The 15,425-nt window shown below is 70.2% G+C and carries 12 protein-coding genes; 6 read left to right on the forward strand and 6 right to left on the reverse strand.

Features of this window, described 5'->3' with window-relative positions; genetic code table 11:
- The first annotated feature begins 32 nt into the window (after positions 1-32).
- From WME85_RS19915 to WME85_RS19930, 4 genes are all read left to right on the forward strand, one after another.
- Entirely contained in the window at positions 33-1,034 is a 1,002-nt protein-coding gene (locus WME85_RS19915; protein ID WP_437840243.1) for a hypothetical protein, read from the forward strand.
- A gap of 378 nt (positions 1,035-1,412) precedes the next feature.
- Positions 1,413-1,769, forward strand: coding sequence for a YciI family protein (locus WME85_RS19920; protein WP_437840244.1), 357 nt, complete (start codon positions 1,413-1,415; stop codon positions 1,767-1,769).
- An 80-nt stretch (positions 1,770-1,849) separates the two neighbouring features.
- Positions 1,850-2,269, forward strand: coding sequence for a DoxX family protein (locus WME85_RS19925; RefSeq protein ID WP_437840246.1), 420 nt, complete (start codon positions 1,850-1,852; stop codon positions 2,267-2,269).
- Positions 2,269-3,501: an RNA polymerase sigma factor gene (locus WME85_RS19930; RefSeq protein ID WP_437840247.1), complete on the forward strand. Its 1,233-nt coding sequence runs from the start codon at positions 2,269-2,271 to the stop codon at positions 3,499-3,501. Before WME85_RS19925 ends, WME85_RS19930 begins: the two co-directional genes overlap by 1 nt.
- 28 nt (positions 3,502-3,529) lie before the next feature.
- Here WME85_RS19930 and WME85_RS19935 read toward each other — a convergent pair whose 3' ends face one another.
- From WME85_RS19935 to WME85_RS19945, 3 genes are all read right to left on the reverse strand, one after another.
- On the reverse strand, positions 3,530-4,672 hold the full coding sequence (locus tag WME85_RS19935; protein WP_437840248.1) for a hypothetical protein: 1,143 nt from the start codon (positions 4,670-4,672) through the stop codon (positions 3,530-3,532).
- Positions 4,672-7,446 carry a TonB-dependent receptor domain-containing protein gene (locus WME85_RS19940; RefSeq protein ID WP_437840249.1) on the reverse strand — a complete coding sequence of 925 codons (2,775 nt, stop codon included), beginning with the start codon at positions 7,444-7,446 and terminating at the stop codon, positions 4,672-4,674. Before WME85_RS19940 ends, WME85_RS19935 begins: the two co-directional genes overlap by 1 nt.
- A gap of 199 nt (positions 7,447-7,645) precedes the next feature.
- On the reverse strand, positions 7,646-9,238 hold the full coding sequence (locus WME85_RS19945; protein WP_437840251.1) for a CotH kinase family protein: 1,593 nt from the start codon (positions 9,236-9,238) through the stop codon (positions 7,646-7,648).
- A gap of 166 nt (positions 9,239-9,404) precedes the next feature.
- On the opposite strand from WME85_RS19945, the gene WME85_RS19950 reads away from it, so the two are divergent.
- Together WME85_RS19950 and WME85_RS19955 are read left to right on the forward strand one after the other, a co-directional pair.
- Entirely contained in the window at positions 9,405-10,559 is a 1,155-nt protein-coding gene (locus WME85_RS19950; protein ID WP_437840252.1) for a winged helix DNA-binding domain-containing protein, read from the forward strand.
- A gap of 149 nt (positions 10,560-10,708) precedes the next feature.
- Positions 10,709-11,629, forward strand: a complete 921-nt coding sequence (locus tag WME85_RS19955; protein WP_437840254.1) for an SMP-30/gluconolactonase/LRE family protein — start codon at positions 10,709-10,711, stop codon at positions 11,627-11,629.
- 178 nt (positions 11,630-11,807) lie between these two features.
- Here WME85_RS19955 and WME85_RS19960 read toward each other — a convergent pair whose 3' ends face one another.
- The 3 genes from WME85_RS19960 to WME85_RS19970 are packed head-to-tail and all read right to left on the reverse strand — an operon-like array spanning position 11,808 to position 15,417.
- The gene (locus WME85_RS19960) at positions 11,808-12,776 is read right to left on the reverse strand and encodes an ABC transporter permease (protein WP_437840255.1); all 969 of its coding nucleotides are present in this window, start codon (positions 12,774-12,776) and stop codon (positions 11,808-11,810) included.
- Between the two features lie 5 nt (positions 12,777-12,781).
- A complete protein-coding gene (locus WME85_RS19965; RefSeq protein WP_437840257.1) occupies positions 12,782-13,837 on the reverse strand; it encodes an ABC transporter permease in 1,056 nt (351 codons plus the stop codon).
- The gene (locus tag WME85_RS19970; RefSeq protein WP_437840258.1) at positions 13,834-15,417 is read right to left on the reverse strand and encodes a sugar ABC transporter ATP-binding protein; all 1,584 of its coding nucleotides are present in this window, start codon (positions 15,415-15,417) and stop codon (positions 13,834-13,836) included. Before WME85_RS19970 ends, WME85_RS19965 begins: the two co-directional genes overlap by 4 nt.
- Positions 15,418-15,425 lie beyond the last annotated feature (8 nt).

A 15,425-nucleotide genomic window follows, 5' to 3' on the forward strand; every position in this document is an offset into this window, starting at 1 on the left:
AGGGTGCGATGAGATCAGTTTTTGCTTTGGCAATGTGCGGCTTGCTGGCTGGCTCGTTCGTCACGACGGGGTGCGGCGATGACGACGGCGGGGGCGGGTCCGGCGGCGACGGCGGGGCCGGTGGAGACACCACGACAAGCAGCTCGAGAAGCTCGTCGACGAGCGGCACGGGAGGATCGGGCGGCGAGGGCGGCGAGGGCGGCGCGGGCGGCGCGGGCGGGGAAGGCGGCGCAGGCGGCGCGGGCGGGGAAGGCGGCGCGGGCGGCGCGGGCGGGGAAGGCGGTGCGGGCGGCGGCGAAGAAGTGGACATCGGTCCCGGTCCGGACGAGAGCTGCTCGGGCTGCGCCCGGCTGGCCGTGCCGCTCACCGAGGAAGACACAGGGACGCTGTTCCAGTTCGACATACCGGAGCTGATCGACCTGACCGGCGCCACCGTCACGTTCCGTGTGAAGGCGTACGTCGGCACCGGCGGTGGCGTGCAGACGTTCGTACAGAACGGAGGTGGACAGGCCTGGATAGGCCTCCCCTGGGCGTGGACGGACCTCAGCAGCCTGAAGGAGTGGACGGAGCTCACCATCGACGTCGATGCCACCGCCGCTGCGGATGAGTCCATGACGTTCGACAAGACCCAGGTGAGGCGCATCGGCGTGAGGGTCGACGCAGGTATCTCAGGGCCCTGGTCCAACCCGACCGTGGTCTACGTCGACTCCATCAAGGTCACGAGGCCCGCCGGCACGGGCGGCGCCGGCGGCACGGGCGGCGCCGGCGGCACGGGCGGCGCCGGCGGTACGGGCGGCGACGGCGGTACGGGCGGCGACGGCGGTACGGGCGGCGCCGGCGGCGACGGCGGCACGAGCGGCGACGGCGGCGCCGGCGGCACGAGCGGTACAGGCGGCGCGAGCGGCGGCGGCGACACGACCGGCGAGGTGATTGACGTGTTCGGTCCGTTCGAGTTCACCAGCGATCTGCAGGGGTTGGCGATCGGTGACTACAGGATGGTGCCAGGCTCGAGGCTGGATCTCCTGGGCGAGTGAACGAGGTCGCCTGCGGCGCCCGCTCTCGCGCTGCTGCGCGGAGCGAGCGCCTGCGCCCGCCTCCTCGCTCACCGAGGGAGCTCGCGTTCCGGTGCGCCCCAGCTTGACAGGTGGGGGCTCGGTTCGTTCACGAGGTGATCGGTCGGCTGCTCGGGCTGCCGGTCGCACCAGATGTGTGATCAAACTTACGTAGAACGTCGAGCCCGCCGCGGCCAGGCCGCTCGGGAGAAGGACGGCCCGCCGATCTCACGCGTTGGCTTCGCGTTCTTCTGCACGCTCCCGCCGTGGAGTAGATTTTCTGGGGGCCGGTAGAAATCCTCGAGGCTCGCCCGTCATTGTCACAGCGGGACCCGCGGTTCCGCTGGAGGAGCCAACGACATGCGATTCATGATGCTGATCCACCACGACGAACCTGCTCTCGCCGCGGCCCCGCAGAAGGAGCTCTGGGCCGAATACGCGGCCTTCAACCAGGCGCTGGCCAAGGCCGCCGGCTCTGCTCCGGGCGAGCGGCTGCAGCCGAGCTCGGCGGCGACCACCGTGCGCCAGCACGACGGCAAGACCGATGTGCTCGATGGCCCCTATGCGGACACGAAGGAGCAATTCGCCGGCTACTTCTTCGTCGAAGCCCCGAGCCTCGACGAGGCGATCGCCTGGGCCAAGCGCTGCCCGTCGAGCAAATATGGGTCGATCGAGATCCGTCCCGTCATGGATCCCCAGGCGGGTGGGAAGCGCTGATGGTGTCGGGCGAGGCCATCCGTGCTGCCGAGACCCGCGGCGTCCCCGACAGCGGCAGCAGTCCACGTGCGAGGCGAGCCATGGAGGTGACCGCGAGGTCGATCGGGTACTGGGTGACGACGGGGATCGTCGTGTTCGCGATGACCAGCGGAGGTATCGCTGAGCTCGCGCAACGACCGGAGACGATCGACGGCATGAGGCAGCTCGGTTATCCCGCGTATTTCGTGATGATCCTCGGCGTGTGGAAGCTGCTCGGCTCGCTGGCGCTCCTGGCCCCAGGATTCCCGAGGGTCAAGGAGTGGGCCTATGCCGGCATCGTCTTCAACATGACGGGCGCAGCAGCGTCCCACCTGGTTTGCCGCAGCCCCGCGTGGCACGTCCCCGTGACGCTGGGCTTCGCCGCCCTCGCCGTCGCCTCGTGGGCGCTCCGGCCGGCGAGCCGGACCCTCGGCCGCCCGTGGATCGCGGCCCCCGCAGGTAGGCCAGAAGGGGTGATGTGATGGACGAGGCCGGCCGTGCTGCCGAGCGCGTGGCGCGCGAAAGCTACGGCCGCCTCGTCGCCTACCTGAGCGCGCGCACCCGCGACGTGGCGGGCGCCGAGGACGCGCTCGGCGAAGCCTTCACGTCAGCCCTGCGCGTGTGGCCGGTGGACGGCGTGCCGGACAATCCGGACGCCTGGCTGCTGACCGCGGCCCGCCGACGGCAGACCGACACGGTTCGCCGAACGCAGACCCGCAAGGCCGGGGAGGAGCACCTGCAGCGGATCGGCGACGAGATCGAAGCGGTGGCAGACGAGCAGGACGTGATCCCGGACCGCCGGCTCGCCCTGATGTTCGCCTGCGCCCATCCAGCGATCGAGCGCGCCGTTCGTGCGCCGCTGATCCTCCAGACCATCCTCGGCCTGAGCGCCGAGGATATCGCCGCTGCCTTCATGATCCCGCCCAAGACCATGGGGCAGCGGTTGGTCCGGGCCAAGACCCGCATTCGCACCGCGGGCATCCCCTTTCGCGTGCCCGACCCGGAAGAGCTGCCCGAACGCCTCGACGCCGTTCTCGACGCGATCTACGCCGCTTACTCCAAAGGCTGGAACGAGGTGGGCGACGACGCCGTGCCCGAGCTCGCCGACGAGGCGATCTGGCTTGGCCACACGGTCGTCTCCCTGCTCCCCGACGAACCCGAAGCGAAGGGCATGCTGGCGTTGATGTTCTACACCGCCGCCCGCCGCGCGGCCCGGCGCGACGCGGCCGGCGCCTATGTGCCGCTCGAACAACAGGACACGGGTCTCTGGAACAAGCCGCTGATCGCGCTCGCCGAAGACCTGCTACATCAGGCGAACGCCGCGGGGCCGAGCGGTCGCTACCAGATCGAGGCGGCGATCCAGTCCGCGCACGTCGCCCGCCGCCTGGCCGGCTCCTCCAGCTGGCCGGCGGTGGTCGCGCTCTACGACCATCTGCTGGCGCTCACTGGCTCGCCGGTGGTCGTCCTCAACCGGGCTGTCGCGCGCGCGGAGGTGGACGGTCCGCGCGCCGCGCTCGCCGATCTGACGCCGCTCGAGGCCGACAAACGCATGCTCTCCTACCAGCCCTATTGGGCCGCAAAGGGGCACCTGCTCGCCCGCGCCGGCGACGCGGCCCCGGCCGTCGAGGCGCTGACCATCGCCGTCGGACTCACGACCGACGAGGCCCTGAAGGCATACCTTCTGAAACGGTTGGCGTCGCTACGAGCGACATGAGGCTCCTCGGCCCGGCGCGACGCGCGCGCTACTCGACCAGCACCTCTCGGTGCGTCACGCTCGCGCCGCCCCGCGTGTCGTGCACCACCGCCCACAGGGACACTCGCCCCGGCTCCGAAGGCGGTATCCACGTGGTCCCGTTGTCCGCGCGGTCGCCGGACACCGTGTCGCTCACCAGGCGCCGCGCCCCGTCGAACTCGCCCCCGTCCGTGTAATAGTCGACCCAGATCGCCTCGCGCGCCGGCGGCCCGCCGAGCCCGGCCGCCTCCACGTCCTCCTCGGCGGAGCCGGGCGGCACGAGCGCCTCGATCTCGTAGGTCGTACACTCGTCGTCCGCCGGCTGCCCCGCGCTGCAGCCCTGGGCCTCCGATTCCGGCCGATCGCACCGCTTCACGACGGGCAAACCGCCCGCGCCCGCCGTGACCTCGTTGCCATCGAGCTTCAGCGTGAAGCCATCGATCCGCGGGTTCGCGTTGGTCCGCCGATCCCCGAAGACATACACCTGCGTGTAGCCCACGACGAAGCTGTCCGGGCCGAGCACCGCCCCGTCCTCGCCGACGCACTCCAGCGGAAACCCGGCCTCTCCCGGCGCCGACGCGACACGCACCTTGCCGGCGCACACGGTGAAGAACACGTAGGCCGTCGAGAACACGGTCCCGGTCTCGGTGGGCCGCGCGCCGTCGAGGATGTTGTCGGGCAGATCCATCGTGAACCTGGCCCGGGGAGGCTCGCTGCCAGGCTCGTCGCTCGGCTCCGGTGCGATGATGATGTCCCGATCGAAGAGCCGGGGCGAGTCGTCTCCCTCCTCGTTCTCGCCGTCGTCCGCGCCCCCCGCGGCGAGCTGCGCCACCGCGCCGAGGAGCTGCGGGAGACACCCGATGTGCTCGTCCACGCCGACAGGCGGGTTCACGCAGCCGCCCAGCCACGTGATCTCGACCGGGCGCGCGCCGCTCCCCGCCTTGTCGAGCCCGTCGGCGTAGGTCATCTCGAACGTCACGTCCTCGCCCGGCGGCGCCGCGTACGGCCTGTCCGCCGTCACGGCGAGGACGCGGAGCCCCTCGACCTCGGACGGGGGCGAGAGGTCGCTCCCGGCGCAGCAGGGGACGCCCAGGGCCAGCGCCGAGAGCGCGACGAGCAGCGCGCGGCGCGCGGGCAGTACGGTCCGTTTCATCAGAAATCTCCTCGCAGCCCGAGCGTGGGCAGGAAGGGGAGCCCCGTCACGTACTCCCGCTTCGTGTAGTTGAAGTTGTAGCTGATGCCCTCCGCCGCCGCGTGGTTGTAGACGTTCTGGATATCGAGGTAGAGGCCGAGCTGCCAGTTCTTGAATTTCCACGTCTTGTCCGCGCGGATGTCGAGCTGATGGAACAGCGGCATCCTCTCGCTGTAGTCGCCCCCGAGCGGGATGGGCGAGTACCGCGCCGAGGAAGCGTGGTAGATCGCGTTCACCCGGTTCGGATTGCACCCCTTCTCCTCGGGGTTGCAGACATAGGGCGTCTGCAGGTTGCCCGACACGAGGCGGAAGCGCGCGCCGAGCTCCCAGCCCCGGCCGAGCCGCAGGCTCCCGAGCACGGTGAGGACGTGCGTCTGATCGTACGGCGTGAGGTGCTCCTCCTCGCCCGGGCCGTCCGTGCGCACCGAGCGCGAGAGCGTGTAAGCCGCCCAGCCGAAGAAGCGCTCGTCCGGCTTGTACTTCAGGAGCAGCTCGCCGCCGACGGCGTACCCGGTGCCGTCGTTGGCGTAGCCTTCCTTCTCCGGAGAGAAGACGACCAGCCGGTCGAGCGCCTTGTAAAACCCGTCCACCGTCACGTCGAGCTGGGGCGTGAGCTCCTGCTCCACGCCGAGGCCGTAATGGATGGCGCGGTTCGACTTGAGCCCCGCGGTGCCGAACGGCTCGATGGTCTCCTGGAACTGGGGCGCCTGATGATAGAGGCCCACGCCGCCCTTGGCCGTCGTCCGCGGGAAGCCGCTCTTGATGTCGTAGCGCCCGTTGATCCTCGGGCTCACGTCGAGCGTCTGCGTGTCGAGCGCATAGTCGACCCGCACCCCGGGGACGATCCGCGCGCGGGACGAGGGGACGACCTCGAACTCGGCATACGCGGCCGGCCGGGAGTACGCGCCGTCGAACGAGCGGTCCTGGAACGGGGCGAGCGAGAATGGCTGGTTCGACGGGTGTCCGGCGGGATTCTGCGACGGCGCGCGGAGGTTGACCGTGGCGATGCCGCCCGAGAGGTCGGTCCCTACATTCATCGTGAGGTACCGCGCGAACCGGTGCGACAGCTCCAGCCGGAGGTCGAGCGATTTCGTGGTGACGTTGAAGGCGAGGGGAGGGACCTGGAAGTCGAAGACGTCCCGGCCGAGCGCCAGCGACCAGAGGAGCCGATCCCGGCTCCCGAGGCGGTTCTCGTAGCTGAGCTGGAGGCGCTGGAAGGCCGTGTGCAGCCCGAGATCGCCCGTCAGCGCGGGCTCCTCCTCCGGCGGCTTGTCCAGCGTGATCTTGAAGGCGTCGTCCGACCCGTAGAAGCTCGCGCGCACGCGCTCGCTCGTCGAGGGGTGGCCCTCGAGGACGAACTGGTAATCGTAATAGACGGGCGCCTGCGTCACGCTGGAGCCCGTCTCCTTGAGCACCGGCCCGAGCCACGCGTCGACCCAGCTCCGGCGCCCCGCCGCGATGAACGTCCAGTCCTCGAGGCCCGGGACCGGCCCCTCGAGGAGCAGGCGCCCGTCGATGAGATCGAGCTGGACGACGCCGTGGTACTTGCCGTCCTGCTTCGGCGAACGGAGCCCTACATCGACGATGCCGCCCATGGCGCGGCCGTACACGGCGCTGAAGTTGCCCGGGTAGAAGTCGATCTTCTCGAGCATCTCGGTCGGCACGACCGAGGAGAGGCCGCCGAAGTGGTAGATGATCGGCACCGGGGTGCGGTCGATGAACGTGAGCGTGTCCTCGGGCGCGGAGCCGCGCACGATGAGCAGCCCGAAGCCGCTGCGCGCGACGCCGGGGAGGCTCTGCAGCGAGCGCAGCGCGTCGCCGCCGGTGCCGGGGATGCGGTCGATCTCGCGGCGCTCGAGCGTCCTCCGGGTCACCTCGCGCGGCGGGCGCTCCCCCTGCACGGTCACCTCGATGCCGGCCGGGGCCTTGCCGTCCTTGGGGGCCGCGAGCGAGATGCGGTAACGCACGTCGATCGCCTCGCCGGCCGCGATCTCCTCGTCGGCGGCGAACGGCTCGAACCCCGGGGCGGCGACCTCGACACGGTACTTGCCGGGAGGGAGGTTCTTGAACCGGAACTTGCCGCCCTGGTCCGTCTTCGCTTCCTCGCGGCCGCCGTCGGGGCGCAGGAGGCTGACCGCGACGTCCGGGAGCGGCTCGCCGGTGCCCGCGGCCATGACGGTCCCGACCACCGTCTCGACGTCCGCCGGGGGCGCGGGCGCGGCCGCCTCGGCGGGCTTCGGCGTGAGCGTGAACGAGTAACGGTAGAGGATGCGGACCGCCGCCGGCGTGCCGTCCGGGCGCCGCGCCGGCTCGAACTCGAGGCCGGGCGCGGCGGCGAGCGCGGCCTCGTCGAAGCCGTGTCCGCCCGGCGTCGCCACCTCGACCTTGGTCACGCGCCCGGTCTTGTCGATGTCGAGCTTGAGGATGACGCTCCCCTGGACGCCGGCGCGCTGGGCCTCCTCCGGATACGCCGGCGGGGCGTACTTGATCAGCTTCGGCTCGGCGGCGGCGGCCGGCGCCGGCTGGGCCGTGCCCGGCTGGGGGACGACGACCGCGCCGGCCCCGCCGCGGGGAACGGAGATGCCGCCCGTGTCGCCGTCGCCGCCGGAGGGCGGGGGCTCCGGCGGCGGCGCGCCGGCGGGCTGCGCGCGCGCCGCGCCGCCGGTCAGGGCGACGGCGAGCAGCAGCGCTTCAGAGACGATGAGGCGCATCACAGAGGACGCTGTGGAAGGCATGCGGTCCGCCCTCTCGCATGACGACGAGGAGGCGAAAAGATGGTTCTTGCGGCCGGGTCCGTGCTCTGGCCCAGCGTACCGTGGTTCGCGGCCACGCCTCTCGCGATAGCGCCTCTCGCCAGCGCGCTCGCGGCGCGCTCGCCACGACGGACATCGCTCCACCGTGTCTCACACCATTCCCCACCCGCCGCGCCGGCGCTCAGTAGAGCGCGTCCTGGTACTGCCACCGTTCCGAGATCCACGCCTTCAGGTACGCGATCTCCTCCTCGTAGGTCGTGAAGTCGCCCCGACTGCTCCAGCCCTCGTAGGTCCGGTAGGCCTCACCCCACCTCGCCTCGTCGCGGCGCGCGCTCGCGTCGATGCGCTGCACGTAGCCGTCCACGAGCGCCTGCACCTCGGCGTCGCCGAACGCGCCGTGCAGCACCTCGTCGTAGCGGGCGCGCAGCGGGTCGCCGATCGCGGGCTCCTCGAGGAAGCGCTGGAAGAGGAGGTTCACGCCGGCGTAATCGACGCGCGCCGAGGCCGACTCGCGCTCGGTCTCCCACGACTGGCCGAAGCTCGCGTTGAAGTCCCACGGCGCGTAGCGGAAGACGCCGTCAGTCGCCGGGTCGCGGTAATGGTAGCTGTTCTTCCCGGCCGAGTCGTTGGCCACGATGAACGTGACGAAGATCCACCAGTCCTCGTAGTCGCGCTGATCGACGCGCGACCCGAGCTCGGCGAGGAACGTCTCCTTGTCGGACGTGGCCACGAAGTTCACGAGGTCCTCCAGGTCCGCGAACGCCCCCGGCTCGCCCTCCTCCGGCAGGCCCTCTTTCTTCTCGAAGCCGTCGTGCAGCGTCTCCTTCGGCTCGCCGTCGCCCCCGTGGGCCGTCAGCGCGAAGTTCGCGTCGTGGTTGACCGCCTTGTAGAGATTGCCGTCCTGCGAGTACCCGTGGTCCTCCATCAGATACCCATCCACGTGATCGCCGACGGTGTAGAGCCCCCGGTACTCCCCGTCGATGTACAGCACGGCGCTGTAGGTCTTGATCTGGATGTGCGCCGGATCGAGGCGGTTCCAGAGGTCGTAGGCGAGGCGCTGCCGGACATAGGAGTTGTCGTCGAACGTGCTGACGAGCACGACCTTGCGTTTGTCGGTGAACCCGCCGGCCTCGTCAGGCTCGTTGAACTTGTCCGCCTTGGGGAACTTGAGGGTGTAGCTCTGCTTCGGGTACGAGAGCGAGCTCTCGCCGCGCAGCTCGGCCTCGGCCTCGTAGGTGTGGCCGCGGTAGACGACCGTGGCCGGGGCGTACTCCTTCGCGTCGGGGGCCGGCGAGAGGAAGAGCACCGGCAGGCCGTATTCCTCGGGGTAGCGGGCCGGATCGACGACGGGCACGTTCGCCGGATCGGCCCAGTTGTCCGCGACGCCGACCTTCACGCGGCCGACCTCCGCCGTCTGCGCGGCGCGGATCTCGATCTCGTAGACCGCGGCCTGATCGAGCCCGGGCGAGAACGTCACCTCGCGCGCGACAGGGTCGTAGACGGCGCCCTCGGGGAGCGGCCCCACCTCGAACGCGTCGCCGGCGAGCGCGAGGCCGGTCGCGCACGCCACCGAGAACGTCACGGTCTCCCCCTCCAGGAGCCAGTACGGCCCGCCGCCCGACGGCTCGCACCCGGGGCCCCCGTTGCCGGCGCCTGCGCCGGTGCCGGACGGGTCGTCCGCCGGATCGCGCGGCTCGTCGGAGCAGCCGGCTCCGTGCAGCGATCCCAGGAGCAAGGCCGTCGTCAACGGAAAGAATGAACGGAAGATTCGCATGAGGACGATCTTAGCGCGCGGGCGCGCCAACGTCGGTGGTCGTCTGGCCGATGAAGGCAGCCCTCCAGCTGCTCGGCGGCCTCACCAGGCCGACCCGGGTGTCAGGGCCGAAGCACGCGGCCGTCGCCTGGTCGGGGTCAACCTCGTTTCGAGTAAGCTCGGCGGCGTGCCTCCCACGACGCTGACACGAAGAGAGCTGAGCCGGGCCACGCTCGCGCGACAGATGCTGCTCTCGCGAGAGCGGGCCACGGCCGTCCACGGGCTCGAGCGGCTGATCGCCCTCCAGGCCCAGCTCGCGCGGCCGCCGTTCATCGGGCTCTGGTCGCGGCTCGCGGGGTTCCGGCGCGAGGAGCTCGTCCAGCTCGCCCTGCGCCGCGAGGTCGTCCGGGCGCCGTTCCTGCGGGGCACGCTGCACCTCGTGAGCGCGAAGGATTACCTGGATCTGCACCCGATCCTCGCGCCCATGCACCACGCGGCGGTGCGGTCGGTCCTCCGCGAGCGCGCCGACGCCCTCGACATCGAGCGGCTTGTCGCCGAGGCGCGCGCGTACTTCGACGAGGAGCCGCGGACCATGGACGAGCTGCGCGACCACCTCGCCCAGCGTCACCCCGAGGGCGACGTGCGGGCCATGGCCCTGGCGGTTCGCATGCACCTGCCGGTCGTCCAGGTCCCCACCGAGGCCGCGTGGGGATACCCGGGAACGGCGGACTTCGCCCCGGCGGAGTCGTGGCTGGGCAAGCCGTTCCGCGAGCACGACGGGCCTCGCGCGCTCGTGCTCCGCTACCTCGCGTCGTTCGGCCCGGCGACCGCGACCGATCTGCAGACCTGGTCCGGCCTGACCCGGATCAAGGATGTGCTCCAGCCGCTGCGGGAGCGGCTCTGCACGTTCCGCGACGAGCGCGGCCGGGAGCTCTTCGATCTGACCGAAGCGCCGCGGCCGCCAGCGGACACAGCCGCGCCGGTCCGGTTCCTCCCCGATTACGACAACCTCCTGCTCGCGCACGACGACCGCACGCGGGTCATCGCGGACGAGCATCGCGGTCGGATCCTCCTGTCCGCCAACCTGCGCATCCTGCCGACGTTCCTCGTGGACGGCTTCGTGGCCGGCACGTGGACGGTCGAGCGGAAGAAGGCCTCGGCCGCGCTCGTGCTCGCGCCGTTCGAGGCCCTCTCCAGGCAGGCGCGCGAGCAGCTCGCCGAGGAAGGGGAGGCGCTCCTCCGCTTCGTCGAGGAGGACGCCAGCGCGTTCGAGGTGCGCTTCGAGAAGCCCGGGCCCGCGAAGGCGCCTGCCGCGCGGGCGAAGGGCAGGGGACAGCGCTGAGGGCGCTGGAGGGTGGCTTTGCGCTCGACGCCATGTATGCAGACCAGGTTGTGACCGTGGCAGCCACCAGGAGGAGCCATGGCTGAGTGGACGTTCGAGCGAGACGGGCTGATTGTGCGCAGGCATCTGGATTGTAGGAGGAGAACCTGATGGTCATCGAGCTGACCTCGAGCTTCGAGGAGATCGACCCGCGCTTCCGCAAGGTCGCGCTCCCGCACGTGCACGTCGATACGCTGTACACGGGCTGCCGCTGGGCGGAGGGGCCGGCGTGGTTCGCGGCGGGGCGCTACCTCGTCTGGTCGGACATCCCGAACGACCGCATGATGCGCTGGGACGAGACCGACGGCTCGGTCTCGGTGTTCCGCCAGCCCGCGATGAACACCAACGGCCACACCGTCGACCTGCAGGGCCGCCTCGTCTCCTGCGAGCACCGCGGCCGCTGCGTCTCGCGCACCGAGCACGACGGCTCGCGCACGGTGCTCGCGTCGCACTTCGAGGGCAAGCGGCTGAACTCGCCGAACGACGTGATCGTGAAGTCCGACGGCAGCGTCTGGTTCACCGACCCGAGCTATGGCATCGACAGCGACTACGAAGGCGACGCGTCGCCGAGCGAGCAGGGCGCGCGGCGCGTCTACCGCGTCGACCCGGTCTCCGGTGCGCTGACGGTCGTGGCGGACGACTTCGTGCAGCCCAACGGCCTCGCCTTCTCGCCGGACGAGTCGCTGCTGTACATCGCCGACACCGGCGCGACGCACGTGAAGGACGGCCCGCACCACGTGCGCAGGTTCCGCGTCGACGCGAAGGGCACGCTGACCGGCGGCGAGGTGTTCGCGACCTGCCCGGTGGGCGTTTACGACGGCTTCCGCGTCGACGTGCACGGCAACCTGTGGCTGTCGGCCGGCGACGGCGTGCACTGCCACGCGAGCGACGGCGCGCTGCTCGGCAAGGTGCTGATCCCCGAGACGGTGTCCAACGTCTGCTTCGGCGGCGCGAAGCGCAACCGCCTGTTCATCTGCGGCACGACCTCGCTGTACGCGGTGTACCTGAACACCCGCGGCGCCGGGCGCTGAGCATCAGAACACCGATGACGGTGAAACCCGGAGGATTTTCACAGGGAGGCGGGGAGAAAGAAAAAAATGAAGTTCTTTCTCTTGCCGTCTCTCGCTCCCCGCCTCCCCGCCTCCCTGTGAAATTCCTGCTTCTTCTCGTGGTTTCAAACCGTTTGCCGCTCCAGGACCGAGCGCGCGGTCATCGCCCCTCCTGATGTTGCCGGCCGTAGACCAGCAGCATGGCGATGATCACGGCGCCGTAGATGATCTGGCGGCCAGCCTCGGGCATCTGCAGCACGCTGAGCATGCTCTGGAGCAGCACGATCAGGATCGTGCCGAGGACGGTGCCGAGGTACGTCCCGCGCCCGCCCATGATGTTGGTCCCGCCGATCACCACCGCGGCGATGGCCGGCATGAGGTAGTCGTTGCCCATGGCCTGGTAGGCCTTGTGCGAAAAGCCCGCCAGCAGCATGCCGGTGATGGCGGAGCACACGCCGCTCATCACGAAGGCGCCGATCAGCACAAGGTGCGTCCTGATGCCTGACAAATAGACGGCCTGCTCCTGGTTGCCCACGGCATAGATGTAGCGGCCGAGCGCCGTCTTCTTCAGCACGAAGGTGCCGACGCCGCCGACCAGGATCCAGACGAACAACGAGTTCGGGATGGAGAGCGTCTTGCCCACGGCCAGGACCTCCATCCACGCTGGCGCCTCGCTGCGCGGGGCGAAGCCGCCGGTGTAGACCACCATCAGCCCCTGAAGCACGGTGTTCGTGCCCAGCGTGAAGATCATCGAGGGCACGCGGAGGTAGGCGACGCCGAGCCCGTTCACCAGACCCGCGGCGGCGCCGATGGCCAGGCCATACGGCAACGCGGCCCAGCCGCCCAGCCCTGCGGCCAGCATGGCGCTCGAGGTGAGCACCCACGGCAGCGAGAGATCGATGTGACCGAGCAGGATCACGATCATCATGCCCGTGGCGGCCACGCCCAGGAAGGCGGCGATCTGCAGCTGTTGCAGGATGTAATACGGGTTCAGGAAGCTCAGCGTGCCCTGGGTGACCAGCGTGCCGATCGAGCCGATCACGAGGACGACGCCGATCGACAGCAGCGCGTACCAGGTCGGCCTGTCGATCTCGCCGAGGCGGCTCTTGAGGGAGGGGAGCTGTTGCATCGAGCTCACCGGAAGACGTGCAGCCGGTTCTTGACGCGGACGACCCAGAGCGCGCCGAGGCAGACGGCCGCGAGCAGGATGAGGCCCTCGAAGAGCGGCTGGTAGAGAGGGTTGGCGAGGAAGCCCAGCGCCGAGCCCTCGTTGAGGACGCGGAAGTTGAAGGCGACGGAGCGGAGCACCAGCGCGCCGAAGAGCGACCCGATGGCGCCGCCGGTACCTCCGTACAGCGAGGAGCCCCCGATCACGACGCAGGCGATCGAGTTCAGCGTGTAAGAGCCGGCTTGTGGGATGTCGGCGTTGCCCGACGTCGTCTGCAGCGCGAGGTAGAGGCCGCCGACGCTGGCGAAGAACCCCGACAGCGTGTACGCGGCCAGCTTGACGCGCTTGATGCGCACGCCCGACATGTACGCCGCCTCCGGCGACGCGCCGACGGCGTAAGCGCCGAGGCCGTAGCGGGTGCGGCGGTAGTAGGTCCAGAGCAGCGCGAGCAGCGCCATCCAGACCGCGGGCGACGGGACCTTGCCGACGAAGCCCAGCGCGCCGTCGAGGGGAGCGGCGCCCGCGGCCTGCAGCAGCTCGTTCAGATCGAAGGTGGCCGCGAACGCCAGATCGCCGTCGACCTGGCCGCCGGGCGTCGGCCTCAGGAACAGCGCGATGCCGATGAAGATCGTGCCCGAGGCCAGGGTGGCGATGATCGGTTGCAGGCGGCCGTAAACGACGAGGCAGCCGTTGAGCAGGCCCGCCGCCGTGCCCACGGCCAGGCAGAGCAGGATGCCCAGGAGATTCTCGCGCGCGCCGCCGGCAACGACGTGCGAGGCCACGCAGTTGACGAGCGTGATCACCGCGCCCACGGACAGATCCAGGCCGCCGGTCAGCACGGGGATCGTCTGGGCCATGGCCGCAGCCACCAGCACGAACGACTCGTTGGCGTTCTGCCCCACCAGCGACGCGCTGAAGCCCTTGGGGTGCGACAGCGAGTAGAGCCCGTAGAAGAAGATGCACAGACCGACGGCCACGAGCAGGCCCTGGTTCTGGCGTAGGCGGAGCTTCCAGTCCTTCATCGTGCCTCTGATGGCGCGCGCTCGGCTTCGGGCTTCGCGCGCTCGGGCCCGCCGCGCTCGGGCCCGCCGCGCAGACCGAGGGCCAGGTCCAGGATGTTCTTTTCGGTGATGTCGGGCCCCACGAGCTCGCCCTGCACGCGGTTCTGGTAGAGGATGAGCACGCGGTCACAGCAGCCGATCAGCTCGTCGTAATCCGTGGTGTAGAAGAGGATGGACGTGCCGGCGTCCGCCAGCTCGCGGAGCAGCTGGTAGATCTCCTGCTTCGTGCCGACGTCGATGCCGCGGGTGGGGTCGTTGAGCATCAGCAGCCGCGGCTCCGTCATCAGCCACTTGGCCAGCACGACCTTCTGCTGGTTGCCCCCGGACAACGACGACACCGGATCGTCGAGCGAGCCGATCTTGATCTGGATGCGGCGCACCATCTCGTCGATACGCGCGGCCTCGCGCTGGCGGTCGAGCACCACGCCGCTCGTGAACTTGTCGAGCGAGGCCAGCGACATGTTCGCGCCGATGGCCATCGGCAGCATCAGGCCCTCGCTCTTCCGGTCCTCGGGCACGAGGGCGATGCCGTGCGCGCGGTCCTTGGCATGGCGCGGGCTCGTCAGCTTGACCGGCTTGCCGTCGATCTTGATCTCGCCGCGCAGATCCTTGAGCACGCCGAACAAGCCGAGCAACAGCTCGCGCTGGCCCTGGCCGTCGAGCCCGCCGATGCCGAGGATCTCGCCCTTGCCGAGCTTGAACGACACGTTCTCGAGCTGCCGCTCCCAGCTCAGGCCGCTCACCTCGAGGAGCGTCGCCGGGAAGCTGCGCGCCGCCGGCTTCGGCGGGAAGACGTGACCCATGTCACGGCCGATCATCAGCTCCACGATCTGGTCGTCGCTGTGCTGGCCCCTGGCGAAGGTCTCGATGTGCCGACCGTTGCGGAAGACCGACATCACGTCCGCGAGCTCCTTGATCTCGTGCATGCGGTGCGAGATGTAGAGCATGCCGACGCCCTGAGCCTTGAGCTCGGCCAGGAGCGCGTAGACCTTCTTGACGTCGCTGCTGGTCAGCGCGGAGGTGGCCTCGTCCAGGATGAGCAGCCGCGGGTCCTTGCCGAGCGCCTTCGCGATCTCGACCATCTGGCGGCGCGAGAGCGGCAGGTCGCTCACCCAGGCGTTCGGGTTCACGCCCTCGCAGCCGACGCGCGCCAGGAGCTCCTCGGCCCTGCGGACCTGCGCCTTGCGGTCGAAGAGCCCGAGGCGGTTGGTCGGCATGCTGATACCGATGTTCTCGGCCACGGTCAGCGTCGGCATCAGGGACAGCTCCTGAAAGACGCAGACGATGCCGGCGGCGTTCGCCTCGATCGGGTGGTCGAACCGGACCGGCGCGCCGTGGAGCAGGAGCTCCCCGGCGCTCGGCTCGACCACGCCGCCGATGATCTTGATCAGGGTGCTCTTGCCGGCGCCGTTCTCGCCGAGGATCGCATGCACCTTCCCCGCCTCGCAGGCGAAGTCGACGCCGCTCAGGGCGGTGACCCCGCCGTAGTGCTTGGAGACGGCCCGGAGCTGGAGAAGCGGAGGGCTCACCGGTTCGGTCATGATGCTGG

Origin of the sequence: Sorangium sp. So ce1153 (assembly GCF_051521595.1) — a bacterium.
Classification (GTDB): Bacteria; Myxococcota_A; Polyangia; order Polyangiales; family Polyangiaceae; genus Sorangium.

What these genes read in the sequence shown, in the direction of transcription:
- WME85_RS19940 (WP_437840249.1), bottom strand. Translation starts at nt 7,446, where the DNA reads ATGCCTTCCACAGCGTCCTCTGTGATGCGCCTCATCGTCTCTGAAGCG.
- WME85_RS19955 (WP_437840254.1), top strand. Translation starts at nt 10,709, where the DNA reads ATGGTCATCGAGCTGACCTCGAGCTTCGAGGAGATCGACCCGCGCTTC.
- WME85_RS19965 (WP_437840257.1), bottom strand. Translation starts at nt 13,837, where the DNA reads ATGAAGGACTGGAAGCTCCGCCTACGCCAGAACCAGGGCCTGCTCGTG.
- WME85_RS19925 (WP_437840246.1), top strand. Translation starts at nt 1,850, where the DNA reads ATGGAGGTGACCGCGAGGTCGATCGGGTACTGGGTGACGACGGGGATC.
- WME85_RS19920 (WP_437840244.1), top strand. Translation starts at nt 1,413, where the DNA reads ATGCGATTCATGATGCTGATCCACCACGACGAACCTGCTCTCGCCGCG.
- WME85_RS19945 (WP_437840251.1), bottom strand. Translation starts at nt 9,238, where the DNA reads ATGCGAATCTTCCGTTCATTCTTTCCGTTGACGACGGCCTTGCTCCTG.
- WME85_RS19970 (WP_437840258.1), bottom strand. Translation starts at nt 15,417, where the DNA reads ATGACCGAACCGGTGAGCCCTCCGCTTCTCCAGCTCCGGGCCGTCTCC.
- WME85_RS19935 (WP_437840248.1), bottom strand. Translation starts at nt 4,672, where the DNA reads ATGAAACGGACCGTACTGCCCGCGCGCCGCGCGCTGCTCGTCGCGCTC.
- WME85_RS19930 (WP_437840247.1), top strand. Translation starts at nt 2,269, where the DNA reads ATGGACGAGGCCGGCCGTGCTGCCGAGCGCGTGGCGCGCGAAAGCTAC.
- WME85_RS19960 (WP_437840255.1), bottom strand. Translation starts at nt 12,776, where the DNA reads ATGCAACAGCTCCCCTCCCTCAAGAGCCGCCTCGGCGAGATCGACAGG.
- WME85_RS19915 (WP_437840243.1), top strand. Translation starts at nt 33, where the DNA reads ATGTGCGGCTTGCTGGCTGGCTCGTTCGTCACGACGGGGTGCGGCGAT.